This is a genomic window from Clostridium aciditolerans, from assembly GCF_016316925.1.
GTDB classification, from domain to species: Bacteria; Bacillota; Clostridia; order Clostridiales; family Clostridiaceae; genus Clostridium_AM; species Clostridium_AM aciditolerans.
In genome coordinates this window covers 1-24,629 of record NZ_JAEEGB010000020.1, presented here as the reverse complement: position 1 = coordinate 24,629, position 24,629 = coordinate 1, and the positions used below count along the sequence as shown (strand labels likewise).

Genomic DNA, 24,629 nt, shown 5'->3' with positions numbered 1-24,629 from the left:
TAAGATAGTTGAGTAATTATTAAAAATTAAAGGCCTTTAATTATAAAAAGGAAAGGGGACGCTCTTTCCTTTTTTAATAAAATTAATTAATATTAAAAATTATACTTGTCAAACAAAATAATATATTGTATAATTAAGAAGTTGTAATGTGATAACAGTGATGAGGCAAGAGGTTGCCGGGCTTCCGGGTAATTCTTGACTGAGTATGCCGAGGTCTTGAACCAGGCGACGGTGGTTCTGTGTTCGGTGTCGTTATTTAAAAAAATATGCAACACCCGGAACAGTTTACAGAACGCATCCGCTGTTGTGCGTAAGAAGTAAAGCGTGCATGAAAAGGAGGGAAAAACAATGGCAAAACAAAAAATAAGAATCAGATTAAAAGCGTTTGATCACAATATACTAGATCAATCAGCTGAAAAAATTGTAGAAACTGCAAAATCAACAGGAGCAAAGGTGGCTGGACCAGTTCCACTACCAACTGAAAAAGATGTTGTAACAATTTTAAGAGCTCCACACAAGTATAAGGATTCAAGAGAGCAGTTCGAAATAAGAACTCACAAGAGACTTATAGATATAATAAGTCCATCACCAAAAACTGTTGATGCTCTAATGAGATTAGATTTACCAGCAGGTGTAGATATTGAAATAAAACTATAATTGTAATAGATAACTATTACTAACTATTATGATCGCATAGCGATCCGCTAATATGTTGAGGAGGTGTAGATAATGAAAAAGGCTATACTAGGTAAAAAACTTGGTATGACTCAAATATTCGGAGAAGATGGAAAGATAATTCCAGTTACAGTTGTTGAAGCTGGTCCATGTGTAGTTGTTCAAAAGAAAACTACAGAAAAAGATGGCTACGAAGCTATACAGGTAGGATTTGCTGATATAAGAGAAAAACTTGTTAACAAACCAGTTAAAGGACATTTTGCAAAAGCAGGTGTTGGTTTAAAGAGATTTGTAAAAGAGTTAAGATTAGAAGATATAAGTGGATATGAAGTTGGTCAAGAAATAAAGGCTGACGTATTCGCTGTTGGAGAAAGAGTAGACGTATCTGGAATATCAAAAGGTAAGGGATTCCAAGGTACAATTAAGAGATGGAACGGACACAGAGGTCCAATGACTCACGGTTCAAAATTCCATAGATCAGTTGGTTCAATGGGAGGATCATCAGATCCATCAAGAACATTCAAAAACAAGAAAATGCCAGGACACATGGGCAATGAAAATACAACAGTATTAAATCTACAAGTTGCAAAGGTTATGCCTGAAAAAAATATTATATTAATAAAAGGCGGAGTACCAGGACCTAATAAGGGCTTTGTAGTAATAAGAAATACAGTTAAAGCTTAAGTTTGGGTAGAAAGGAGGATGCAGAATGCCTACAGTAGGATTATTTAATAAAGAAGGTCAAAAAGTTGGAGATGTTCAACTATCAGAAAGCGTATTTGCTGTTGAAGTTAACCAATATGCTTTACATCAAGTAGTGGTTGCATTACTTGCTAACAAGAGACAAGGAACTCAATCAGCTAAAACTAGAGCTGAAGTTTCTGGGGGTGGAATAAAGCCTTGGAGACAAAAAGGAACTGGTAGAGCTAGACAGGGTTCAATAAGAGCACCACAATGGATTCATGGTGGTATGGTTTTCGCAGTAAAGCCAAGAGACTACAGAGTTTCTGTGCCAAGGTCAATGAGAAGAGTGGCTATGAAGTCAGCTCTTACTAGCAAAGTTAATGATAATGAAATGGTAGTTTTAGAAAGTCTTGAATTAGATGCTCCAAAAACTAAAGAAATAGTAAAAATGTTAAGCGCATTAGAAGCTAAAAAAACATTAATAGTTACTGCTGATTCAAATGAAAATATATATAAATCAGCAAGAAATATTGAGGGAGTAGCAGTACTTCCAGTTAACAACTTAAACGTATATGACTTATTAAAGTACGAAAAGCTTGTTATAACTAAGGATGCTGTATCAAAGATTGAGGAGGTGTATGCATAATGAAGTTAACTAATTATGATATCATTAGAAGACCAGTTATAACTGAAAAAAGCATGGCTTCTATGGGAGATAAAAAATATACCTTCATAGTTGATATACACGCTAACAAATCTATGATAAAAAGAGCAGTTGAAGATGTATTCGGAGTAAAAGTTGAAGATGTTAAGACTGCAAGATACTTAGGAAAAACTAAAAGAGTAGGCGTACATGTTGGAAAAAGAGCAGATTACAAAAAGGCTATTATAACTTTAGCAGCAGACAGCAAAGCTATAGAGTTCTTTGAAGGAATGTAATCTAGCAAAGCAGTTATTGGTTGAATACCAGATAAGCTAAAAGAAGGAGGGAATACCGAATGGCAGTTAAAAGTTTTAGACCTACCACACCTTCAAGAAGACAGATGACTATGAGCACTTTTGAAGAAATAACTACAAATGTGCCTGAGAAATCACTTCTTGTTTCAAAGAAAAGAACTGGTGGTAGAAATGCACAAGGTAAGATAACAGTTCGTCACATAGGTGGCGGTGCTAAACAAAAATATAGATTAATAGATTTCAAAAGAAATAAAGATGGAATACCAGCAAAGGTAGCTACAGTAGAATATGATCCAAACAGATCAGCTTATATAGCACTTGTAGTTTACAATGATGGTGAAAAGAGATACATAATAGCTCCAGTTGGATTAAAAGTTGGAGATGTTGTAGTATCAGGGGCAGATTCAGACATAAAAGTTGGTAACTGTCTTCCAATAAAGAACATACCTGTAGGTACAGTAATTCACAATATAGAATTACAAGCAGGTAAAGGAGGTCAGCTTGTAAGATCAGCTGGTAGTTCAGCTCAACTTATGGCTAAAGAAGGCGATTATGCTACATTAAGACTTCCTAGTGGTGAAATGAGATATGTAAGAATCGAATGTAGAGCAACTATAGGAACAGTTTCAAACTTAACACATGAAATTGTTAATATAGGTAAAGCTGGAAGAAAGAGACACATGGGCGTTAGACCTACAGTAAGAGGTTCTGTAATGAATCCTTGCGATCACCCTCACGGTGGTGGAGAAGGTAGATCACCAATCGGACACGCAAGTCCAATGACTCCATGGGGTAAACCAGCTCTTGGATATAAAACAAGAAAACATAAGAAATATTCAGATAGATTTATTATTAAGAGAAGAAACACTAAATAGTAGGAAGAGAATAATATATTCTCTTCACTAACTATTAATCAGATCGTATGAAGGGAGGCCAATCAAGTGAGTAGATCAGTTAAAAAAGGACCTTTTGTTCATGAAGGACTTTTAAATAAAATAAATGAAATGAATAAAAATGGCGAAAAGAAAGTTATAAAGACTTGGTCAAGAAGTTCAACAATATTTCCACAAATGATAGGTCATACAATAGCAGTACATGACGGAAGAAAGCATGTTCCTGTATATATATCAGAAGATATGGTAGGACACAAATTAGGAGAATTTGTTCTTACAAGAACATATAAAGGTCACGTAGCCAAAAATGAAAAATCATCTGGTTCTAGATAATCCAGAAAGGAGGTAACATAGAATGGAAGCTAAGGCTATAGCAAAATATGTAAGAATGTCCTCAAGAAAAATAGGTATCGTTCTTGATTTAGTAAGAGGAAAAAATGTAAATGAAGCTTTTGCTATATTACAATATACTCCAAAGGATGCAGCTGAGGTGGTTAATAAGGTTTTAAAATCAGCTGTAGCAAATGCAGAAAACAATTTAAACTTAGACAAAAGCAATCTTTATGTTGCAGAAGCATATGCTTGTGCAGGCCCAACATTAAAGAGATTCAGACCACATGCGCAAGGTAGAGCGTTTAGAATAAAGAAAAGAACTAGCCACGTAACTGTAATAGTTAAAGAAAGAGCATAAGAAGGAGGGAAACTGATGGGACAGAAAGTACATCCACACGGCCTAAGAGTTGGCGTAATTAAAGATTGGGATGCTAAATGGTTTGCAGATAATAGAAATTTTGCAGATAACCTAGTTGAAGATAATAAGGTTAGAGAATTTGTAAAAGCTAAAACTGCTGCAGCTGGAGTTTCAAGAATTCAAATTGAAAGAGCAGCTAAAAGAGTTAAATTAAATATATATACTGCTAAGCCTGGTATGATAATAGGTAAAGGCGGCCAAGGAATAGATGCTTTAAAAGCAGAAATCCAAAAAATAGTTGGAGAGAAAAATGTTTTAATCAACATAGTTGAAGTAAAATCAGCAGAAGCTGATGCTCAACTTATGGCTGAAAACATAGCTCAGCAATTAGAAAAGAGAATTTCATTCAGAAGAGCAATGAAACAAACAATTCAAAGAGCAATGAAGCATGGTGTTAAGGGAGTTAAAACAGCCTGCGCAGGAAGACTTGGCGGTGCTGAAATAGCTAGAACTGAAGCATATCATGAAGGAACTATTCCACTACAAACATTAAGAGCTGATATAGATTATGGATTTGCGGAAGCAGATACAACATACGGAAAGATCGGTGTAAAGGTTTGGGTTTACAAAGGGGAAGTTCTTCCAACTAAGAAAGTAGTTGAAAACAAGGAAGAAGCTAACGCATAAGGAAGGAGGAATATGACATGTTAATGCCTAAAAGAGTTAAACATCGTAAGGTACAGCGTGGTAGAATGAAGGGTAAAGCTACAAGAGGTAATTTTATAGCATACGGAGATTTCGCTATACAGGCTACTGAATGTGGATGGATTACAAGCAATCAAATAGAATCTGCCAGAATAGCTATCAATAGATACATTAAAAGAGGAGGAAAACTTTGGATAAAGATTTTCCCAGATAAGCCAGTAACTGAAAAGCCAGCTGAAACACGTATGGGTTCCGGTAAAGGATCACCAGAATACTGGGTATCAGTTATTAAGCCAGGTAGAATATTATTTGAGTTATCAGGAGTTAACGAAACAGTTGCAAGAGAGGCTATGAGACTTGCGTCACACAAGCTACCTGTAAAGACTAAGTTCGTAACTAGAAGAGATTTTGAAGAAATGGGTGGTGAAATCAATGAAGGCTAATGAATTAAAAGAATTAAGACAAAGTGGCCCTCAGGATTTACAAGCTAAATTAAATGATCTTAAGGGAGAGTTATTTAACTTAAGATTTCAATTAGCTACAGGTCAGTTGGAAAACCCAATGAGAATAAGAGAAGTAAAAAAATCTATAGCCCAGATTAAAACCATCCTTAGAGAAGAAGAACTAAGGGCGTTTGAACAGTAGGCTGAAAGGAGGTTTGTCCTGTGGAGAGAGGAAATAGAAAGACAAGAATAGGAAGAGTCGTTTCTGATAAAATGGATAAAACAATTGTAGTTGCTGTAGAAACTAAGGTTCGTCACCCATTATACGGAAAAACAGTTAACAGAACTACTAAATTTAAAGCTCATGATGAAAATAATGAAGCAAAAGCTAATGATAGAGTTTTAATAATGGAAACAAGACCATTGTCTAAAGATAAGAGATGGAGACTTGTTGAAATAGTTGAAAAGGCTAAATAGTCCATAAAGCTGAAAGGAGGGTATTTTCAATGATTCAGCAACAGACATTATTAAAAGTTGCAGATAATTCCGGTGCTAAGGAAATTATGTGTATAAGAGTATTAGGTGGTTCCAAGAGAAAATATGGAAACATTGGTGATATAATAGTTGCTAGCGTTAAAAGTGCAACACCAGGCGGTGTTGTTAAAAAAGGTGATGTTATAAAGGCTGTTATAGTTAGATCCGTAAAAGGATTAAGAAGAGCAGACGGTTCATACATAAGATTCGATGAAAATGCTGCTGTTATAATAAAAGATGACAAACAGCCAAGAGGAACTCGTATCTTCGGACCAGTAGCAAGAGAGCTAAGAGATAAGGATTTTACAAAAATATTATCATTAGCGCCTGAAGTTCTATAAGATAAGGAGGTGTCTAGAGATGGCAATAAACAAAATACATGTTAGAAAAAAAGACACAGTTATGGTTATATCCGGAAAAGATAAGGGTAAAGTGGGCGAAGTTCTAGCAGTAATGCCGAAGACAGGAAAAGTTGTTGTTAAAGGTATTAATGTAGTAACAAAACATCAAAAACCAAACAGAGCTAATATGCAGGGCGGAATAATTCATAAAGAAGCTCCTATATACAGTTCAAAAGTGATGTTATATTGCGATAAATGCAAATCAGTAACAAGAATAAGCCATAAAGTTTTAGAAGATGGAACTAAAGTAAGAGTTTGTAAAAAGTGCGGAGAAACATTCTAATCTTTGAAAGGAGGGCTACAAATGAGTTTAAGATTACAAGAAAAGTATGAAAAAGAAGTTGTTCCTGCTTTAATGGAAAAGTTCGAATACAATAATATAATGCAAGTGCCAAAGCTTGAAAAAATAGTTATAAACATGGGTGTTGGAGAAGCTAAAGACAATCCAAAAGTGTTAGAATCAGCGGTTAGTGATTTAACAATAATTACAGGACAAAAGCCAGTTTTAACTAGAGCTAAGAAGTCTATAGCTAACTTTAAAATAAGAGAAAACATGCCAATAGGCTGTAAAGTTACATTAAGAAAGCAAAACATGTATGAGTTTGCTGATAAATTAATGAACATTGCTTTACCAAGAGTTAGAGACTTTTCAGGAGTTTCAGATAAATCATTTGATGGAAGAGGAAACTACTCATTAGGAATAAAAGAGCAATTAATATTCCCTGAAATAGAATATGATAAGATAGACAAAGTTAGAGGTATGGATATAATCTTCGTTACAACTGCACAAACAGACGAAGAAGCAAGAGAATTATTAAGATTCCTTGGAATGCCATTTGCTCAAAAATAAGGAGGGAAAAACGTGGCACGTAAAGCTTTAATAGAAAAGTGGAAGAAAGAACCAAAATATTCAACTAGAGCTTATACAAGATGCAGAATATGTGGAAGACCACACTCTGTATTAAAGAAATATGGAATATGCCGTATTTGTTTTAGAGAGCTTGCATACAAAGGCGAAATACCTGGATGTAGAAAAGCAAGTTGGTAATACTTAGTTATTGATGAAAGGAGGCACAATAAATGGTAATGACTGATCCTATCGCAGACTTACTTACTCGTATAAGAAATGCAAATATAGTTAGACATGAAATAGTGGAAGTACCTTCTTCAAATATTAAGAAGGCTGTCCTAAATATAATGCTTCAAGAAGGATATATCAAAGATGTAGAGGAATACACTGATGGTTCCGTTAACATGATAAGATTATCAATGAAGTATGGTCAAAACAAGGAAAGAGTTATAACTGGTTTAAAGAGAATATCAAAACCAGGATTAAGAGTTTACTGCAGAAAGGAAGAAATTCCTAAAGTATTAAACGGTCTAGGAGTTGCTATACTATCAACTTCAAAAGGAATTGTAACAGATAGAGAAGCTACAAAACTTGGAGTAGGCGGAGAAGTTCTTTGCTACATTTGGTAGTTTAAATATAGATATATAACTTAAAAGAGAAGATATAGCAATTAATGTTTTATATATAAACAACATAGAATGCATAGCAGAAATGTTTATTGCGATTTACAAATAAAATATGGATTCAACAGATATGCCCTGTTGATGATTTGAAAGAAATAGAGGACGCGTGATAAATAATATTTATTACGGGCTTATAAGGAATACAGGAGGTGTAATCATGTCAAGAATAGGAAAGCTTCCAATAGCTATACCAAGTGGCGTAACTGTTACCGTAACACCAGACAACGTTGTTACAGTAAAAGGACCAAAAGGTCAACTTGAAAGAGCTATGAGCAATGAAGTTAACATAGTTGTTGAAAACAACTCTGTAACTGTTTCAAGAGACAGCGATATAAAGAACGTAAGAGCTCTTCACGGATTAACAAGAGCATTAATAAATAACATGATTATCGGAGTAACTGAAGGATTTGCAAAAACTTTAGATTTAGTTGGTGTAGGTTACAGAGCTCAGTTACAAGGTAAGAAATTAGTTATGAATCTTGGATATTCTCATCCAGTTGAAATAGAACCAGTTGAAGGTGTAACATTTGAAACACCTGCTGCTACAAAAGTTGTAGTTAGAGGTATAGACAAAGAAAAAGTAGGAGCTGTTGCGGCAGACGTAAGAGCTTGGAGAAAACCTGAACCTTACAAAGGAAAAGGAATTAAATACGATAACGAAGTGATAAGACGTAAGGAAGGTAAGACTGGTAAGAAATAGTAGAAAGGAGTGAAACTTATGTTTAACAAAGAAGACAGAAAAAAAGCTAGAGTAAGACGTCATCTAAGAGTTCGTAAAAAGATTTTTGGAACAACTGAGAGACCAAGACTTTCAGTATATAGAAGTGAAAAGAACATATATGCACAAATTATAGATGATATAAACGGAGTAACTTTAGTTTCTGCTTCAAGTTTAGATAAAGATTTTAACGGTATCGGAAGCAATAAAGAAGCAGCAAAAGCAGTTGGTGAATTAATAGCTAAAAAAGCTATTGAAAAAGGAATTAAAGAAGTAGTTTTCGATAGAGGCGGATTTGTATATCACGGAAGAGTACAGAATCTTGCAGAAGGTGCAAGAGAGGCTGGTTTACAATTCTAAAAAAGGAGGGAAATAAATGAGAATAGATCCTAGCACTTTAAATCTAAAAGAAAAAGTTGTATTTATAAATAGAGTTGCTAAGGTTGTTAAAGGTGGTAGAAACTTCAGATTTAGTGCTCTTGTAGTTGTTGGAGATGAAAACGGCCACGTTGGAGTAGGAACTGGAAAATCTATAGAAATACCTGAAGCAATCAGAAAAGCAATAGAAGATGCAAAGAAAAACTTAGTTGAAGTTCCAATAGTTGGTACTACTGTACCACATGATATAGTTGGAGAATTTGGTACTGGAAGAGTGCTTATAATGACAGCTTCAGAAGGTACAGGAGTTATAGCAGGAGGTCCTGCGAGAGCAGTACTTGAACTTGCTGGATTAAAGGACGTTAGAGCAAAATCATTAGGTTCTAACAATCCAAGAAATATGGTTAACGCTACTATCAATGGTTTATCAAGCCTAAGAACAGCTGAGCACATTGCTAAGCTTAGAGGTAAAACCGTTGAAGAGATTTTAGGTTAGGGGGGAACGACCTTGGCTAAACTAAAAATAACTTTAAACAGAAGTTTAATTGGAAGAAGAAAAGACCAAATTGCAACAGTAAATTCACTCGGACTTAAGAAGATTGGAAAAACTGTAGAGCATGAGGATACTCCTCAAATAAGAGGTATGATAAATAAAGTTAGCTATCTTTTAAAGGTAGAAGAGATATAGTGCAGAGGAGGTGTAAATAAAATGAAACTTCATGAGTTAAGACCAGCTGAAGGCGCAAGAAAAGCACCAAAAAGAGTTGGAAGAGGTACTGGATCTGGATTAGGAAGAAATGCCGGTAAAGGTGAAAAAGGACAAAAAGCTAGAACTGGCGGTGGAGTAAGACTAGGATTCGAAGGAGGTCAGATGCCACTATACAGAAGACTTCCTAAGAGAGGTTTTACAAATATATTTGCTAAAGAATATGCTGAAATAAATGTTGAGAGACTAAACATATTTGAAGATGGTACTGAAATTACACCTGAACTATTACTTGAAAAAGGTATAGTAAAGAAAGCTAAGAATGGAGTAAAGATACTTGGCAATGGTGAATTACAGAAGAAATTAACTGTTAAGGCAGCAAAATTCACAAAGGCTGCAGCTGAGAAAATTGAAGCAGCTGGAGGAAAAGTTGAGGTGATATAGGTGCTATCAACTTTACGTAATGCCTGGAAAGTTCCTGAACTTAGAAAAAAGATATTATTTACATTATTTATGGTAGCAATTTTCAGGATGGGAAATACAATTCCTGTTCCTGGAATTGACACGGCAAAGCTTACTAGTTTAACAAAAAGCGGATCATTATTTGGCTTTTATGATTTAATATCTGGTGGTGCATTTAGTAAATTTAGTATTTTTGCAATGGGAGTAGTTCCATTCATCAATTCTTCTATAATTATGCAGTTATTAACAATTGCAGTTCCAAGGTTGGAACAACTTTCAAAAGAAGGTGAAGATGGAAGAAAGAAGATACAGCAGTACACAAGGTATGCTGCAGTACCTTTAGGAATAATTCAAGCTTTTAGCACATATGCAATAATAACTAGAGCTGGTGCACTTCAAGATCCGTCAAATAAGTTAAATATATTCTTGATAATACTTACGTTAACGACAGCATCAACCTTTTTAATGTGGTTTGGTGATAAGATAACTGAAAAAGGAGTTGGAAATGGTATATCACTCATAATATTTGTGAATATCATGTCAAGATTCCCAACTACTTTATACCAAATTATAGGACTCCAAAAAGCAGAGACAGTGAATTTTATTGAACTTGTAGTATTTGCTTTAGCAGCTTTAGCCTTATTTATAGGAGTTGTAATAATGAGTCTGTCAGAAAGAAGAATTCCTGTTCAATATGCAGGTAAAACAGCTGGTGGCAAGGTATATAAGGGTCAATCAACCCATATTCCTATCAATGTAAACGGATCAGCAGTTATTGGAATAATTTTTGCAATATCAGTTATGCAATTTCCGATGACAATAGGTCAGTTCTGGCCAAATTCAGCTTTTTATCAGTTTATTACTGGTAGTAAGTTTAGCTTGTTTAAAGAAAACAGCTGGCAGTATGCTTTAACTTATTTTGCATTAACAATTTTCTTCACTTGGTTCTATACTGAAGTTACTTTCAAGCCAGATGAAATGGCTGAGAACATGCATAAATCTTCAGGATTTGTACCAGGAATAAGACCAGGCGAACCAACAGCTATCTATATAGGAAAAGTTCTTGCTAGAATTTCCATAATTGGTGGAGCTTTTGCAGGAATAATAGCGATAACTCCTATTCTTGCAGAATCATATTCCAACTTTAAAGGAATATATTTTGGCGGTACTGGGCTACTAATTATGGTAGGGGTTGCACTTGATACTTTAAGGCAGCTAGAGTCTCAATTGGTAATGCGTCATTATCAAGGATTCTTAAAATAAAAAAGTATTTGGAGATGATTCGGTTGAAGATTATTTTACTAGGTCCTCCGGGAGCTGGAAAAGGAACACAGGCTAAATTAATTACTGAAAAATATTCTATACCGCATATATCAACAGGAGATATTTTCAGAAAAAATATTTCAGAAAAAACTCCTCTTGGAATAGAAGCTAAGAGGTATATGGATAACGGACAGTTAGTACCGGATGAAGTTACTATAGGTATAGTTAATGATAGATTAAGTATGAATGATTGTGAAAACGGCTTTTTATTAGATGGCTTTCCAAGAACAGTGAAGCAGGCTGAGGCGTTAGATTCATTTTTGAACAGCAATGAACAAAAAATTGATACAGCTTTACTGATCGACGTTCCTAAAGAATTTATTTTGGAACGAATGACAGGCAGAAGAGTTTGCTCTGCATGCGGCGCAAGTTATCATATAAAATTCAATACACCTAAAGTTGAAAATAAGTGTGATGTTTGTGGCGGACTTTTAGTGCAAAGAAAAGATGATACTGAGGAAACTGTCAAAGAAAGATTAGATGTCTATGACAGACAGACTCAGCCTTTAATTCAGTACTATAAGGAGAAAAATATACTCGCAAAGGTAGATGGAACAGAAGAAATAGGCATGGTATTTGAAAAAATTTGTGATGTTCTAGGAGCGGTTGCTAAATGATAATAATTAAAACCGATATAGAAATTGAGTATATGAGACATGCAGGTAAAGTTGTTGCCAATACCCTGTTAAAGCTTGAAGAGGCAATAAGACCTGGAATAACTACTGCAGAATTGGATATAATTGCAGAAGAGTATATTTTAAAGCAAGGTGCAAAGCCGTCTTTTAAAGGTTACTGTGGATTTCCAGGTTCAATATGTACTTCTGTTAATAATGAAGTGGTTCACGGTATTCCATCAAAAAATGTAGTTTTGCAAGAAGGCGATATTATTAGCGTTGATTGTGGGGCTATATTAAATGGATATCAAGGAGATGCAGCAAGGACTTTTTCTGTTGGAAAGACTTCAGAAGAAGCATTAAAGTTAATTGAAGTAACTAAGCAAAGTTTTTTCAAAGGTGTTGAAAAGGCTATTGTTGGTAATAAATTAACGGATATATCAGCTGCAGTTCAGGAATACGTTGAAAGCTTTGGCTATTCTGTAGTTAGGGATTATGTGGGCCACGGCATAGGAAAAGAAATGCATGAGGATCCTGAAGTACCTAACTATGGCAGACCAGGAAGAGGTCCTACATTAAAAAAAGGCATTGTGTTAGCTATAGAGCCTATGGTTAATATAGGTAAGTACAATGTAGAAGTAGAATCAAACGACTGGACTGTTGTTACAGTGGATAAGAGTTTATCAGCACATTATGAAAATACTGTTGCTATCTTAGATAACGGCCCTGAAATACTAACCATAGTTTAACAGAGGTGAATGTATTGTTGAATAACAACTGTTTGGGAAAAATAGCTTATTCTAAAGCAGGAAGAGATCAAGGCAAGGTTTTCGTAGTAGTAAGCGTACTAGATGATGAGTATGTTTATGTTTGTGATGGTAGCCTTAGGCCTGTAGAAAAACCTAAGAAGAAAAAAGTAAAACACTTAGAGTTTACTAATATAATTGCTGAAGAAATAGAAAGCTTATTAATGTCAGACGAAAAAGTTACTAATGCAGTTATAAAAAGAATTTTGCAGTCCTATGACAATAATAGGGAGGTTCGATTGCCTTATGTCAAAAGATGATGTTATAGAAATGCAGGGTACTGTGCTTGAAGCATTACCTAATGCAATGTTTGAAGTAGAGCTGGAAAGCGGACATAAGATACTAGCGCACATATCAGGTAAATTAAGAATGAACTTTATAAGAATTTTACCAGGTGATAAAGTTACAGTAGAACTTTCTCCTTACGATTTAACTCGTGGAAGAATAACCTGGAGAGCAAAGTAATTAAGGAGGGTTAGCTATGAAAGTAAGACCATCAGTTAAGCCTATTTGTGAAAAATGTAAAATTATAAAAAGAAAAGGAAGAGTAATGGTTATCTGTGAAAATCCTAAACATAAGCAAAAACAAGGCTAATATATACTATATTTTATAATAGATTATATTAATTTAAGTTAATAATGTTTTAGGATGCGGCTGATAATAGAATAAGGTTCTTGTTCTATTAACCTAAAACTTTATATAAAAGCAGAACTAAATTGAAAAATAAGCGTATTATATGCTTACCAATTAGATATTTAGGAGGTGTAAATATTAATGGCAAGAATATCAGGTATAGACTTACCAAAGGAAAAAAGAGTTGAAATAGGTTTAACTTATATATATGGCATAGGACTACCAACTTCTCAAAAAATTCTTAGCGAAACTGGAGTTAACCCAGATACTAGAGTTAAGAATTTAACTGAAGAAGAAGTTAATGCTTTAAGAGATTATATAAATAAGAACGTTAAAGTTGAAGGTGACCTAAGAAGAGAAATTGCTCTTAACATAAAGAGATTAGTAGAAATCGGCTGTTACAGAGGAATAAGACACAGAAGAGGCCTTCCAGTAAGAGGACAAAAAACTAAAACTAATGCTAGAACAAGAAAAGGCCCTAAAAAGATGATAGGTGCTAAGAAGAAGAAGTAATTAATAGTTAAGGAGGGAAAACGATGGCAGCTGGATCAAAGGTTAAAAAGACAAGAAGAAAAAAAGAAAGAAAAAATGTTGAGCATGGCTGTGCGCATATAAAATCAACTTTTAACAATTCCATAGTTACAATTACTGATGCAGTAGGAAACACTTTATCATGGGCTAGTGCAGGCGGATTAGGCTTCAGAGGTTCAAGAAAAAGTACTCCATTTGCTGCACAAATGGCTGCAGAAACATCTGCAAAAGCAGCTATGGAACATGGTTTAAAGAGTATTGAAGTTTATGTAAAGGGACCAGGAGCTGGTAGGGAAGCTGCAATAAGATCATTACAAGCTGCTGGATTAGAAGTTACATTAATAAAAGATGTTACTCCAATACCACATAATGGATGTAGACCACCAAAAAGAAGAAGAGTCTAGGCATAGGAGGTGTAGAATTAATGGCAAGATATACTGGACCTGCATGTAGAATATGCAGAAGAGAAGGTTTAAAGCTATTCCTAAAAGGGGATAGATGTTATACAGATAAGTGTTCATTCTCAAGAAGAGGATATGCACCAGGACAACACGGACAGGGTAGAAAGAAATTATCTAACTACGGCTTACAATTAAGAGAGAAACAAAAAGCTAAAAAGATGTACGGCTTATTAGAAGGTCAATTCAGAGCTACATACGAAAGAGCTGAAAGAATGAGAGGTATATCAGGTGAAAACTTGTTAAAACTTCTTGAATTAAGACTTGACAATGTAGTTTACAGACTAGGATTTGGCGGATCAAGAAGTGAGTCTAGACAATTAGTAACTCACGGACACTTCTTAGTTAATGGTAAAAAAGTAGATATTGCTTCATACAGATTATCAGCTGGAGATGTTATAGCTGTTCGTGAAAAGAGCAGAGCATCAGAAAAGTTTAAGGTATTTGCTGAAAATCCAAAGACTGTACCAGCTTGGTTAGAGGGAAGTACTGCAGATTTCCAAGGAAGAGTTCTTAGAGAGCCAACTAGAGAAGATATAGATATTCCTGTTAACGAAACATTAATAGTAGAGTTATATAGTAAGTAATTAATATAGAATCAGTTGCCCTCAAAATACATTTTAATATAAATAGAAGGAGGGTTATATTCATGTTAGAGATAGAAAAGCCTAAAATAGAGTGTGTTGAAGTTAGTGAAGATGGTGCCTATGGTAAGTTTGTGGTAGAACCACTAGAAAGAGGATATGGTACTACTCTTGGTAATGCATTAAGAAGAATTCTCCTTTCTTCATTACCAGGAGTGGCTGCCAACCACATTAAAATAGAGGGAGTTCTCCATGAGTTTTCGACTGTCCGTGGCGTTAAAGAAGATGTTAGCGAATTAATTCTAAACATTAAGGGGTTAGCATTAAAAATGAATGGAGATGGTCCTAAGACTGTCTACATAGATGCACAAGGACCAGGAGAAGTTACAGCAGGAGACATTAGAACTGATGGAGACGTTGAAATAATCAATAAAGATTTACATATAGCTACTCTTGATGAAGATGGAAAGCTTTATATGGAAATCATGATTAATAGAGGAAGAGGTTATGTCTCTCAAACTAAGAATAAAGCAGAAGAGATGCCTATAGGTACTATTCCTGTAGATTCAATATATACTCCAATCAAAAGAGTTAACTTTGTTGTAGAAAATACAAGAGTTGGTCAGATTACTGATTATGATAAGTTATCTCTTGAAGTTTGGACTAATGGTACTATAATGCCTGATGAAGCTATTAGTTTATCTGCTAAGATTCTAATAGAGCATTTTAAGTTATTTATGACTTTAACTGATCATGCCAATAATGTTGAAATAATGGTTGAAAAGGAAGAAGACAAAAAGGAAAAAGTTCTTGAAATGACAATAGAAGAACTTGATCTTTCTGTTAGAAGTTATAATTGCTTAAAAAGAGCAGGTATTAATACCGTACAGGAACTAACTGAAAGAACCATGGATGACATGATGAAGGTTAGAAACCTAGGTAAAAAATCTTTAGAAGAGGTTGAACAAAAACTTCTTGCTTTAGGATTATCATTAAAACAGAGTGAAGAATAATATAGTAGTTCTGATATAGTCATACTTGAAGAAGAGTAAAGGTAAGGAGGTATAGGAGATGGCAGGATATCGTAAATTAGGTCGTCCAACTGACCAAAGAAAAGCAATGCTTAGAAACCTTGTTACTAGTTTCTTAAAGCATGGTAAAATTGAAACAACAGAAACTAGAGCGAAGGAAACTAGAAGTCTAGCTGAAAAAATGATAACTCTTGCTAAAAGAGGAGATCTTCATGCTAGAAGACAAGTACTTTCTTTTGTAACTGAAGAGGAAGTAGTAAGAAACTTATTTGACAATGTAGCTCCTAAATATGCTGAGAGAAACGGCGGATATACAAGAATGTATAAAGTAGGACCAAGAAGAGGCGATGGAGCTGAAGTTGTTATACTAGAATTAGTATAATAATTGCTATAAAATTAAGGGGATTAAGTAGGCCAGCTTAGTCCCCATTTTGCTATAATATATTATTTTATTGCTGCAAAAATAGCGGGGTGTTTCTTATGGAAGAAAAGATGGTACAGTGTCAAAACGTTGTTTTTAAATATGAGAGTAATAATAAGGATGATATAAAATTAGCTATAAATGATGTTACCTTAGAGGTGAAAAAAGGTGAGTTTCTTGTTATTTTAGGAAGAAATGGATCTGGAAAATCAACTATAGCAAAGCATATGAATGCATTACTGGTTCCAAGTGAAGGGAAGGTATATGTTGGTAAACTCGATACATCTATAGAAAAAAACATTTGGGATATAAGAAACAAGGCAGGTATGGTATTTCAAAATCCTGATAATCAAATTGTTGCGACTATTGTAGAAGAAGATGTAGCTTTCGGGCCAGAGAACTTAGGTATTGAACCTTCTGAAATTAGGAGCAGAGTAGATGACTGTTTGAAAAAGGTTAACATGTATGAGTACAGGAAACATGCACCCCATTTGCTATCAGGAGGTCAAAAACAAAGAGTAGCTATAGCTGGAGTATTGGCTATGATGCCTGAGTGCATAATATTTGATGAATCCACTGCTATGCTTGATCCTTCAGGAAGAAGAGAAGTAATAAAAACTATAAAAGAGATAAATAATAAGTATGGTATAACTATAGTACTCATTACACACTATATGGAAGAAGCTGTGGAAGCTAACCGAATAGTAGTTATGGATGAAGGTAAGGTTATGATGGAAGGTACTCCAAAAGATATCTTTAGTAAAGTTAAAGAAATGAAAACTATGGGACTTGATGTACCTCAAATGACAGAATTATCCTATGAATTGAAAAATAGTGGATTAAATATTAGAGAAGATATATTAACTATAGATGAGATGGTGGATGAATTATGTCGATTAAAATAGAAAACTTAACTCATATATATATGAAGGGGTCTCCTTTCGAAAAAAAGGCACTTGATAATGTTAATATTACTATAAATAGCGGGGAATTTCTTGCACTAATTGGTCATACTGGGTCAGGAAAATCTACGCTTATCCAACATATTAATGGTCTGTTAAAGCCAAATTCAGGTAGTATAATAATAGACGATGTTGATATTACAGAAAAAAAAACAAATTTAAATTTTATAAGAAAAAAAGTAGGGCTTGTGTTTCAGTATCCAGAATATCAGTTGTTTGAAGAAACTATAGAAAAAGACATTGCTTTTGGACCTAAGAATCTAGGATTAAGTGATGATGATATAAATAAAAGAGTTAAAAGAGCAATGAATATGGTAGGTCTAGATTATGAAAAGTATAAAGATAAGTCTCCATTTGAACTAAGTGGAGGACAAAAGAGAAGAGTAGCAATAGCAGGCGTGGTAGCAATGGAGCCTAAAATTCTAATATTAGATGAACCGACAGCTGGTCTTGATCCAAAAGGAAGGGACGAGATTTTAGGTAAGATAAAAGACCTACACTTAGAGTATAACATGACTATAGTACTTGTCTCACATAGCATGGAGGATGTAGCAAAGCTTGCTGATAGAATACTAGTAATGAATAAGGGAAAATGTATACTTGATGGTAAACCATATGAAGTATTTAAGGAAATAGATACCCTAGAAAGCGTTGGGCTTGCAGTTCCACAAGTAACATATCTTGTTAAAAGCCTTAAATCAAAAGGATTTGACATATCTGATAACATATTTACAGTTGAACAAGCTAAAAAAGAAATACTTAAAATACTAAATAAACGTTAGGGGAGCTAATAAATGATTAAAGATATTACAATAGGACAGTATATACCTGGTGAGTCTTTTGTGCATAAATTAGATCCAAGAGTTAAAATATTGATATCTTTAATATATATAGTGGATTTATTTATAGTGAGTAATTTCAAAGGTTATATATTTATAACGATTTTTACTTTATTTTCTATAATTATCTCTAAAGTTCAATTCAGGTATATATACAAGGGACTTAAACCTATACTTGTCTTAGCTATTATAACTGCTTTATTAAATATGTTTATGACTGGTGGAAATAATCCGCCATTATTTCAGTGGAAATTTATAACTATTTATAGAGAAGGATTAATTTTAGCTGCATTTATGGTTTTAAGACTTGTGTTCCTAATAATTGGAACATCCTTACTTACTCTAACAACCTCTCCAATAGAATTGACAGATGGTATAGAAAAGCTTTTAAATCCTTTAAAAAAGATAGGAATACCTGCACATGAGCTTGCTATGATGATGACTATTGCATTAAGATTCATTCCAACTTTAATGGATGAAACAGATAAAATAATGAAAGCACAAATGGCTAGAGGAGCTGATTTTGAGTCAGGTAATTTAATGCAAAGAGCCAAGAGCTTGATTCCTATACTAGTTCCGTTATTTATAAGCTCTTTCAGACGCGCTGATGAATTAGCTATGGCAATGGAATCAAGGTGCTATAGAGGTGGCGAAGGAAGAACTAGAATGAAACAGTTAAGGTTAACTAACAAAGACTTGATTGCATCGTTCTTTACAGTAGCATTGGTGTCGCTTTCTATATGGAGCAGGATGTGGCATTGATGAGAAATATAAAATTGATTGTAGAATATGATGGTACTAATTATGCAGGTTGGCAAAGACAAAACAATGTAATTACCATACAACAAAGAGTAGAAGAAGCAGTAGAAATTGTTACAGGGAACTTTTCGGAAGTTACAGGATCTAGTAGAACAGATGCTGGAGTACATGCAAAGGGCTTTGTATGTAACTTTTATACAGAAAGCAAGATACCTTCATCAAATTTTAAAAAGGCGTTAAATAGTTTTTTACCAGAGGATATCGTTATAATCAATTCTAAAGAAGTAGATGAAAAGTTTCATTCTAGATTTGATAGCTTAGGGAAAAGATACATATACACTATTGTAACTGGTGCTGAGAGACCTGCTATAGGCAGAAATTATGTGTATTATTTTCATAGAAACCTAGACATGGAAAAGATGAAAGAAGCATCAAAATATTTTTTAGGAACTCATGATTTTTCCGCTTTTAAGAAAACCGGAAGTTCAGTAAAGACATCTGTAAGAACTATAAAAGAATTACAAATAGTTAAGGAAGAAAAAACTATAAAGTTTAGTATAGTTGGTGACGGTTTTTTATATAACATGGTTAGAATAATTGTCGGAACTCTTCTAGAGGTTGGAGTAGGAAGATTTAGTCCAGAGTATATAGTAGATATAATAAAATCTAAGGATAGATCTAAAGCTGGTAAATCAGTACCAGCAAGTGGATTATGTTTAGAGGAAGTGTATTATTAACAATCTAATTACAATTTACACTAACTTTAACACCCAGTTAATAAATTACAATAATGCTTTAGCGAAATTTATTGACACGCCAGGCAGATTGTATTATAATATAAATGTTTGTATCAAGAGTATAAAAGATCCACTAGCCCCGGGTCTTTATATAGAAGAACGTATTTTATGTAGAAGAATTCAGGGAGGGAAAAAGATGAAATCATACATAGCTAAACCACAAGAAGTTGAAAGAAAATGGTATGTTGTTGATGCTGCTGGAAAACCACTAGGAAGAGTAGCAAGCCAAGTAGCTACAATATTAAGAGGAAAGAATAAACCAACATTTACACCAAATGTTGATACAGGAGATTTTGTTATAATAATAAACGCTGAGAAGGTAGTTTTAACAGGAAAAAAATTAGATCAAAAAATGTTAAGACACCACTCATTATATCCAGGTGGATTAAAAGAGACTCCATATAGAGAGGCTATAGCAAAGAAACCTGAGTTTGTATTCCAAGAAGCAGTAAGAAGAATGCTTCCAAACGGAGTATTAGGAAGACAAATGCTTAAGAAACTTAAAGTATACAGAGGTGCTGAGCATAATCATGAAGCTCAAAAACCAGAAGTATTAGAATTAAGATATTAATTGGAAGCTGGAAGGAGGAGAAAAAATGGCTAAGGTTCAATATTTTGGAACAGGAAGAAGAAAGAAATCAATAGCAAGAGTAAGACTTGTACCTGGTGAAGGTAAAGTAATAATAAATAAAAGAGATGCAGAAACTTACTTCGGATTAGAAACTTTAAGAGTTATAGTTAATCAACCTTTAGTTTTAACTGCAACTAAAGAAAAATTCGATGTACTAGTAAATGTACATGGTGGTGGTTTCACAGGTCAGGCTGGAGCTATCAGACACGGAATATCAAGAGCTTTATTAAAAGCTGATGAGAATTTAAGACCAGAGCTTAAAAAAGCTGGTTTCTTAACAAGAGACCCAAGAATGAAGGAAAGAAAGAAATACGGTCTTAAAAAAGCAAGAAGAGCTCCACAATTCTCAAAGAGATAATCAAAGAGAGGAAATTTCCTCTCTTTTTTTATTTATAATAAATTATATTTAGTGTATAAGCATAAAATATATATGAAGTTCTATTTTAGGAGGGGAAAAATTGAAGTTCAAGAATGCTAAGTTATTAATAGTTATTTTTATAGTATTTTTAGGACTAGCTTCTATATTTTATGCCAATGCAAGGTATGCAATAATTGCTGACAATCGTAAAATAAATAAAGAAAATGAGAATAAGATTATTCTTATAGATCCCGGGCATGGAGGGATAGATGGGGGAGCTGTATCACCAACTGGAACCATGGAAAAAGATATTAATTTGAAGATAAGTTTAAAGCTTAGAGATAGGCTGGTTAAGGATGGCTATAAAGTAATAATGACTAGAGAAGAAGATAAAGGTTTATATACTGATGAAGGTAAGATAAGAAAGAAAAAAATTGAGGACTTAAATAATAGATGTAATATTAAGAAAGACACTCAATGTGATATGTTTATTAGTATACATTTAAACATGTTCCAGGAGTCTAAATACTATGGTGCTCAAGTATGGTATTCAAGAAATAAGGATAGTCAAAGACTTGCTAAGATAATTCAAGACAATTTGAAAAAAGATTTAGACATCAATAATAATAGACAAGCGAAACCAGCTTTAGATTCATATAAAGTATTAAGGTGCAATGATGATATGCCTGGTGTATTAGTTGAATGTGGATTCTTATCAAATCAAATTGAAGAACAGAAATTGAAATCGGAAGAATATCAAAATAAAATTGCGGAATCCATAGAAAATTCGGTGAAATTTTATTATAATCAATAAATATAAAAAATAGAGATGAAAAGCTGCAGTTGTGAAATATAACTTGCAGCTTTTTGTGTACAATTATTCAAAATACATAGGTAAGGTATTGATAAAGAATTAATAAATATGCAAATGTATTTGCATAATATTTATTATTTATCTAAAATGTGCTTAAAATTAAGGTTTTAACAATTGCATAATAATAAGATAAAAATGTATAAAAAATATAAGTTAGTCAATTTACATTAAAATTTTCTTAATTTTGAATTTTTGTAACTGGTTATTGATGTCCAATTTTGAATATGTTATTATTTAATTAAAGGATGGATTAGTCCATTAATCCAATGGAAGCTTTGGGGTGATTATTATAGATATTAGAATAAACAAGGAAAGTGGAGTACCACTTTATTTGCAAGTAAAAAAACAAATAATGGACTTAATAAAGAATGGCACCTTAAAGGTAGGTAATAAAATGCCTACAGAAAGAGAACTGTCAGAAAATTTAAAGGTTAGCAGAAACACTATAAGTGCAGCTTACAATGAATTGGAACAGGAAGGTGTTTTGAAGTCTTATCAAGGCAGAGGAACTTTTGTAGCTGAAGAAGCTAATCCATGGAAGGCTCAAAACATAAAAGAAAAAATAATAAAATTTGTAGATTTAGGATTAGAAGAAGCAATAGAGACTGGAATGGACGTAGATGAATTCCTAGATATAGTTGCCCAAAGAGTTAAAGAAAAGAAAGAAATAATGAGTAAAATAACGGCCTTGTATGTGGAATGCAATATTGAACAATCAAGGATGTTTAGTAAACAATTAACTGAAAGTACAAATATGAATGTAATTCCATTTACTCTAAATGACATAATGGATATAAATGAAGAAAAGAAAAATATAATAGAAAAGTGTCAGGTTATTATAGCTACATTTAATCATGTTAATGAAGTTGCTAGGTTGACTAAGCCATTTAAAAAAGAAGTAATTGGAGTAGCAATCAACGTGGATTTACAGACAATAGTTAAGATAGCAAGATATCCTGAAGAAACTAAGTTTGGATTTGTTTGTATGTCACAAGAGTTTATGTTTAAAGCAAGAGGAGCTTTAGAAAAAGCTGGCTTAGGTAATATCAATATACAGTATACAAATGCTACAGATAAAGATGAATTGAAAAAGACTACAAATAGCTCAGATGTAATAATAGTTTCACCTGGTAGATATAAGGATGTAAGAGAAATCGTAGGTGAGGAAAAAGAAGTATTAAGATTCATATATAGTCTTGATGATAGCTCAATAAAGGCATTAAAATCAAAAATTATTGAATTAAAATATCAAAAGTAAATTTGGGAGGTCTCATAATGAAAACTTTAGTAATAGGTGTAATTGGATCAGATTGTCATGCTGTAGGAAACAAAATATTAGAACATTCATTTACACAAGCAGGATTTAATGTAGTAAACATAGGAGTTCTTTCTCCACAGGAGGATTTTATAAATGCTGCAATAGAAACTAATGCAGATGCTATAATAGTTTCATCATTATATGGACATGGAGAAATAGATTGTAGAGGATTAAGAGAAAAATGTGATGAAGCAGGATTAAAAGGAATATTAATGTATGTTGGTGGAAACTTAGTTGTTGGAAAACAAAAATGGGAAGATGTTCATCAAAAGTTTAAAGAAATGGGATTCGATAAAGTGTATGCTCCAGGAACATCACCAGAAATAACAATAAGAGACTTAAAGACAGACTTAAAAATAGAAAATTAATTTAAATAAAACCTCTGTGTGAGAAAACAGGAGTGATAGATTTGGATTGTTATTTGCTTATAGATTTTGGTAGCACTTATACCAAACTTACCGCCGTGGATATTGAGAATGAAGAAATACTTGCTACTGCAAAAGACATTACTACTATTGAAAACGATATAATGGTAGGGTTTAATAATGCTTATGAAAAGTTGCAAGAAAAGCTTCAGGGTAAAGAAGTCAATTTTATTAAAAAGTTGGCTTGTTCTTCAGCGGCTGGAGGATTAAAGATGGTTGCTATTGGCTTAGTACCAGAGCTTACAGCTGAAGCAGCAAAAAGAGCAGCATTAGGTGCTGGAGCAAGGGTATTGAATGTATATAGTTATGATTTAACTTCAAAAGAGATAGAAGAAATTAGAAACTCAAAACTAGACATTATTCTTCTTGCCGGTGGTACTGATGGAGGAAATAAGGACTGTATAATCCATAATGCAAAAATGCTTGCTGAAAGTGGAATAGATCTTCCTGTAGTAGTAGCTGGTAATAAGGTAGCGGTGGACACTGTTGAAAAAATACTTAAAGATGCAGGTATGTTTTATAAAATAACTGATAATGTAATGCCAAAGCTCAATACATTAAATGTGGAACCGGCTAGAGAAGAAATAAGAAAAATATTTATGGAAAAAATAGTTGAAGCTAAGGGCATGAAAGATGCTGAGAATTTTATAAATGGAATATTAATGCCAACACCGGCAGCAGTATTAAAAGCAGCAAGGGTTTTAAGTGAAGGAAGCGATAAAGAAGAAGGATTAGGAGACTTGGCAGTAGTTGATATAGGTGGAGCTACTACTGATGTACACTCATTAGCTGATGGGGAACCATCAAAGGCTGGAGTAACACTAAGAGGTCTTCAAGAGCCTTTTGCAAAGAGAACTGTAGAAGGTGATTTAGGAATGAGATATTCTGCAGTTGCCTTATGGGAAGCAGCTACAACAAGAAAAATACAAAAATATCTAGGTGATAAGACAGTAGACATAGAGGCAAATTGTAGATATAGAGCAGAGAATATAAGAATGGTACCAACTACAGAAGAAGAAATAAAGTTTGATGAGGCTATGGCAAAAACTGCAACTGAAATAGCTTTAGAAAGACATGTTGGGGTGCTTGAAACATTATACACACCATGTGGTGTTATATATTCACAGGAAGGTAAGGATCTTTTAGAGGTTAAATATTTAATAGGTACAGGTGGAGTGCTAGTTCATAGCGAAAACCCTGCAGAGATATTAAAAGCAGGAACATTTGATGTGACTAACCCTACTTCTCTAAAACCAAAAAATCCTAAATATTTAATGGATAAGACATATATTTTATCTGCTATGGGGTTATTAGCAGAAGTGAATCCAGATAAAGCAGTAAGAATAATGAAAAAATATTTGGTTAATGTAGATTAGGAGGTAATCGGATTGGAACTTAGAAATAAAAAATGGACTGATGAAGAGTTTTTCAATATGAGAAAAGAGGTTTTAGCACAGTGGCCAACTGGTAAAGAAGTAGATCTT

General features: G+C 33.6%; 42 protein-coding genes. All 42 read left to right on the top strand.

Translation table 11 applies throughout. From position 1 onward, the window contains the following. Positions 1–348 precede the first annotated feature (348 nt). The 42 genes from rpsJ to glmL all read left to right on the top strand — a co-directional run bounded on the left by rpsJ (position 349) and on the right by glmL (position 24,521). Positions 349–657 carry a 30S ribosomal protein S10 gene (rpsJ, locus tag I6U51_RS16295; RefSeq protein ID WP_211143644.1) on the top strand — a complete coding sequence of 103 codons (309 nt, stop codon included), beginning with the start codon at positions 349–351 and terminating at the stop codon, positions 655–657. A gap of 72 nt (positions 658–729) precedes the next feature. After that, positions 730–1,359 (top strand): 50S ribosomal protein L3, encoded by a 630-nt coding sequence (gene rplC / locus I6U51_RS16290; protein ID WP_211143643.1) that lies wholly within the window; start codon positions 730–732, stop codon positions 1,357–1,359. Between the two features lie 25 nt (positions 1,360–1,384). Then, on the top strand, positions 1,385–2,005 hold the full coding sequence (gene rplD, locus I6U51_RS16285; RefSeq protein WP_211143642.1) for a 50S ribosomal protein L4: 621 nt from the start codon (positions 1,385–1,387) through the stop codon (positions 2,003–2,005). Then, positions 2,005–2,298, top strand: a complete 294-nt coding sequence (gene rplW, locus I6U51_RS16280; protein WP_211143641.1) for a 50S ribosomal protein L23 — start codon at positions 2,005–2,007, stop codon at positions 2,296–2,298. Before rplD ends, rplW begins: the two co-directional genes overlap by 1 nt. A 59-nt stretch (positions 2,299–2,357) precedes the next feature. After that, entirely contained in the window at positions 2,358–3,191 is an 834-nt protein-coding gene (gene rplB, locus I6U51_RS16275; RefSeq protein ID WP_178906737.1) for a 50S ribosomal protein L2, read from the top strand. A gap of 66 nt (positions 3,192–3,257) precedes the next feature. Next, positions 3,258–3,542, top strand: a complete 285-nt coding sequence (rpsS, locus tag I6U51_RS16270) for a 30S ribosomal protein S19 (protein WP_178906738.1) — start codon at positions 3,258–3,260, stop codon at positions 3,540–3,542. A gap of 22 nt (positions 3,543–3,564) precedes the next feature. Then, positions 3,565–3,900 (top strand): 50S ribosomal protein L22, encoded by a 336-nt coding sequence (gene rplV, locus I6U51_RS16265; RefSeq protein ID WP_178906739.1) that lies wholly within the window; start codon positions 3,565–3,567, stop codon positions 3,898–3,900. Positions 3,901–3,915: 15 nt separating this feature from the next. After that, positions 3,916–4,587 (top strand): 30S ribosomal protein S3, encoded by a 672-nt coding sequence (gene rpsC / locus I6U51_RS16260; RefSeq protein WP_211143640.1) that lies wholly within the window; start codon positions 3,916–3,918, stop codon positions 4,585–4,587. A gap of 17 nt (positions 4,588–4,604) precedes the next feature. Next, a complete protein-coding gene (gene rplP, locus I6U51_RS16255) occupies positions 4,605–5,048 on the top strand; it encodes a 50S ribosomal protein L16 (RefSeq protein ID WP_211143639.1) in 444 nt (147 codons plus the stop codon). Continuing rightward, on the top strand, positions 5,038–5,250 hold the full coding sequence (gene rpmC, locus I6U51_RS16250) for a 50S ribosomal protein L29 (RefSeq protein WP_211143638.1): 213 nt from the start codon (positions 5,038–5,040) through the stop codon (positions 5,248–5,250). Before rplP ends, rpmC begins: the two co-directional genes overlap by 11 nt. Positions 5,251–5,270: 20 nt before the next feature. Then, entirely contained in the window at positions 5,271–5,525 is a 255-nt protein-coding gene (rpsQ, locus tag I6U51_RS16245) for a 30S ribosomal protein S17 (protein WP_211143637.1), read from the top strand. A 29-nt stretch (positions 5,526–5,554) separates the two neighbouring features. Then, entirely contained in the window at positions 5,555–5,923 is a 369-nt protein-coding gene (gene rplN, locus I6U51_RS16240) for a 50S ribosomal protein L14 (protein ID WP_211143636.1), read from the top strand. A 25-nt stretch (positions 5,924–5,948) separates the two neighbouring features. Beyond that, complete coding sequence (gene rplX / locus I6U51_RS16235) at positions 5,949–6,266, top strand: 50S ribosomal protein L24 (RefSeq protein WP_211143645.1); 318 nt, start codon at positions 5,949–5,951, stop codon at positions 6,264–6,266. A 21-nt stretch (positions 6,267–6,287) separates the two neighbouring features. Beyond that, positions 6,288–6,833, top strand: coding sequence for a 50S ribosomal protein L5 (gene rplE, locus I6U51_RS16230; protein WP_211143635.1), 546 nt, complete (start codon positions 6,288–6,290; stop codon positions 6,831–6,833). Positions 6,834–6,845: 12 nt separating this feature from the next. Then, positions 6,846–7,031, top strand: a complete 186-nt coding sequence (locus I6U51_RS16225) for a type Z 30S ribosomal protein S14 (protein WP_123054717.1) — start codon at positions 6,846–6,848, stop codon at positions 7,029–7,031. A 32-nt stretch (positions 7,032–7,063) separates the two neighbouring features. Next, positions 7,064–7,462 (top strand): 30S ribosomal protein S8, encoded by a 399-nt coding sequence (rpsH, locus tag I6U51_RS16220; protein ID WP_211143634.1) that lies wholly within the window; start codon positions 7,064–7,066, stop codon positions 7,460–7,462. 211 nt (positions 7,463–7,673) lie between these two features. Continuing rightward, entirely contained in the window at positions 7,674–8,216 is a 543-nt protein-coding gene (gene rplF / locus I6U51_RS16215) for a 50S ribosomal protein L6 (RefSeq protein ID WP_211143633.1), read from the top strand. Between the two features lie 18 nt (positions 8,217–8,234). Continuing rightward, a complete protein-coding gene (gene rplR / locus I6U51_RS16210; protein WP_211143632.1) occupies positions 8,235–8,594 on the top strand; it encodes a 50S ribosomal protein L18 in 360 nt (119 codons plus the stop codon). 16 nt (positions 8,595–8,610) lie between these two features. After that, a complete protein-coding gene (rpsE, locus tag I6U51_RS16205) occupies positions 8,611–9,108 on the top strand; it encodes a 30S ribosomal protein S5 (protein WP_178906750.1) in 498 nt (165 codons plus the stop codon). A 12-nt stretch (positions 9,109–9,120) separates the two neighbouring features. Beyond that, positions 9,121–9,300, top strand: coding sequence for a 50S ribosomal protein L30 (rpmD, locus tag I6U51_RS16200; protein WP_211143631.1), 180 nt, complete (start codon positions 9,121–9,123; stop codon positions 9,298–9,300). A 21-nt stretch (positions 9,301–9,321) separates the two neighbouring features. Continuing rightward, positions 9,322–9,762, top strand: a complete 441-nt coding sequence (rplO, locus tag I6U51_RS16195) for a 50S ribosomal protein L15 (RefSeq protein WP_211143630.1) — start codon at positions 9,322–9,324, stop codon at positions 9,760–9,762. Next, on the top strand, positions 9,763–11,043 hold the full coding sequence (secY, locus tag I6U51_RS16190; RefSeq protein WP_211143629.1) for a preprotein translocase subunit SecY: 1,281 nt from the start codon (positions 9,763–9,765) through the stop codon (positions 11,041–11,043). A 23-nt stretch (positions 11,044–11,066) separates the two neighbouring features. Continuing rightward, positions 11,067–11,720 carry an adenylate kinase gene (locus tag I6U51_RS16185; protein WP_211143628.1) on the top strand — a complete coding sequence of 218 codons (654 nt, stop codon included), beginning with the start codon at positions 11,067–11,069 and terminating at the stop codon, positions 11,718–11,720. Further along, positions 11,717–12,466 carry a type I methionyl aminopeptidase gene (gene map / locus I6U51_RS16180; RefSeq protein WP_211143627.1) on the top strand — a complete coding sequence of 250 codons (750 nt, stop codon included), beginning with the start codon at positions 11,717–11,719 and terminating at the stop codon, positions 12,464–12,466. The genes I6U51_RS16185 and map overlap by 4 nt, the downstream gene beginning before the upstream one ends. Positions 12,467–12,483: 17 nt before the next feature. Then, on the top strand, positions 12,484–12,783 hold the full coding sequence (locus I6U51_RS16175; RefSeq protein ID WP_211143626.1) for a KOW domain-containing RNA-binding protein: 300 nt from the start codon (positions 12,484–12,486) through the stop codon (positions 12,781–12,783). Then, entirely contained in the window at positions 12,770–12,988 is a 219-nt protein-coding gene (gene infA, locus I6U51_RS16170) for a translation initiation factor IF-1 (RefSeq protein WP_011988826.1), read from the top strand. Before I6U51_RS16175 ends, infA begins: the two co-directional genes overlap by 14 nt. Before the next feature lie 16 nt (positions 12,989–13,004). Continuing rightward, positions 13,005–13,118 carry a 50S ribosomal protein L36 gene (rpmJ, locus tag I6U51_RS16165; protein WP_025434559.1) on the top strand — a complete coding sequence of 38 codons (114 nt, stop codon included), beginning with the start codon at positions 13,005–13,007 and terminating at the stop codon, positions 13,116–13,118. Between the two features lie 180 nt (positions 13,119–13,298). Beyond that, positions 13,299–13,670 carry a 30S ribosomal protein S13 gene (gene rpsM, locus I6U51_RS16160; protein ID WP_211143625.1) on the top strand — a complete coding sequence of 124 codons (372 nt, stop codon included), beginning with the start codon at positions 13,299–13,301 and terminating at the stop codon, positions 13,668–13,670. A gap of 23 nt (positions 13,671–13,693) precedes the next feature. Beyond that, complete coding sequence (rpsK, locus tag I6U51_RS16155; protein WP_178906758.1) at positions 13,694–14,092, top strand: 30S ribosomal protein S11; 399 nt, start codon at positions 13,694–13,696, stop codon at positions 14,090–14,092. A gap of 20 nt (positions 14,093–14,112) precedes the next feature. Continuing rightward, entirely contained in the window at positions 14,113–14,733 is a 621-nt protein-coding gene (gene rpsD, locus I6U51_RS16150; RefSeq protein ID WP_211143624.1) for a 30S ribosomal protein S4, read from the top strand. Between the two features lie 62 nt (positions 14,734–14,795). Continuing rightward, positions 14,796–15,743 carry a DNA-directed RNA polymerase subunit alpha gene (locus I6U51_RS16145; RefSeq protein WP_211143623.1) on the top strand — a complete coding sequence of 316 codons (948 nt, stop codon included), beginning with the start codon at positions 14,796–14,798 and terminating at the stop codon, positions 15,741–15,743. A gap of 58 nt (positions 15,744–15,801) precedes the next feature. After that, positions 15,802–16,143 carry a 50S ribosomal protein L17 gene (gene rplQ / locus I6U51_RS16140; protein WP_211143622.1) on the top strand — a complete coding sequence of 114 codons (342 nt, stop codon included), beginning with the start codon at positions 15,802–15,804 and terminating at the stop codon, positions 16,141–16,143. A 98-nt stretch (positions 16,144–16,241) separates the two neighbouring features. Further along, positions 16,242–17,087 (top strand): energy-coupling factor transporter ATPase, encoded by an 846-nt coding sequence (locus tag I6U51_RS16135; protein ID WP_211143621.1) that lies wholly within the window; start codon positions 16,242–16,244, stop codon positions 17,085–17,087. Next, a complete protein-coding gene (locus I6U51_RS16130) occupies positions 17,072–17,926 on the top strand; it encodes an energy-coupling factor transporter ATPase (protein ID WP_211143620.1) in 855 nt (284 codons plus the stop codon). Before I6U51_RS16135 ends, I6U51_RS16130 begins: the two co-directional genes overlap by 16 nt. Before the next feature lie 12 nt (positions 17,927–17,938). After that, the gene (locus I6U51_RS16125; RefSeq protein WP_211143619.1) at positions 17,939–18,745 is read left to right on the top strand and encodes an energy-coupling factor transporter transmembrane component T family protein; all 807 of its coding nucleotides are present in this window, start codon (positions 17,939–17,941) and stop codon (positions 18,743–18,745) included. After that, entirely contained in the window at positions 18,745–19,479 is a 735-nt protein-coding gene (truA, locus tag I6U51_RS16120; RefSeq protein ID WP_211143618.1) for a tRNA pseudouridine(38-40) synthase TruA, read from the top strand. Before I6U51_RS16125 ends, truA begins: the two co-directional genes overlap by 1 nt. A 196-nt stretch (positions 19,480–19,675) precedes the next feature. Continuing rightward, positions 19,676–20,110: a 50S ribosomal protein L13 gene (rplM, locus tag I6U51_RS16115; protein WP_211143617.1), complete on the top strand. Its 435-nt coding sequence runs from the start codon at positions 19,676–19,678 to the stop codon at positions 20,108–20,110. A 25-nt stretch (positions 20,111–20,135) separates the two neighbouring features. Beyond that, the gene (gene rpsI, locus I6U51_RS16110) at positions 20,136–20,528 is read left to right on the top strand and encodes a 30S ribosomal protein S9 (RefSeq protein ID WP_178906767.1); all 393 of its coding nucleotides are present in this window, start codon (positions 20,136–20,138) and stop codon (positions 20,526–20,528) included. A gap of 100 nt (positions 20,529–20,628) precedes the next feature. Then, positions 20,629–21,342 carry an N-acetylmuramoyl-L-alanine amidase CwlD gene (cwlD, locus tag I6U51_RS16105; RefSeq protein WP_211143616.1) on the top strand — a complete coding sequence of 238 codons (714 nt, stop codon included), beginning with the start codon at positions 20,629–20,631 and terminating at the stop codon, positions 21,340–21,342. Between the two features lie 340 nt (positions 21,343–21,682). Further along, positions 21,683–22,660, top strand: coding sequence for a GntR family transcriptional regulator (locus tag I6U51_RS16100; protein WP_211143615.1), 978 nt, complete (start codon positions 21,683–21,685; stop codon positions 22,658–22,660). A 17-nt stretch (positions 22,661–22,677) separates the two neighbouring features. Beyond that, positions 22,678–23,088, top strand: a complete 411-nt coding sequence (gene glmS / locus I6U51_RS16095; RefSeq protein WP_211143614.1) for a methylaspartate mutase subunit S — start codon at positions 22,678–22,680, stop codon at positions 23,086–23,088. A gap of 41 nt (positions 23,089–23,129) precedes the next feature. Continuing rightward, positions 23,130–24,521: a methylaspartate mutase accessory protein GlmL gene (glmL, locus tag I6U51_RS16090; RefSeq protein ID WP_211143613.1), complete on the top strand. Its 1,392-nt coding sequence runs from the start codon at positions 23,130–23,132 to the stop codon at positions 24,519–24,521. Positions 24,522–24,629: the final 108 nt, after the last annotated feature.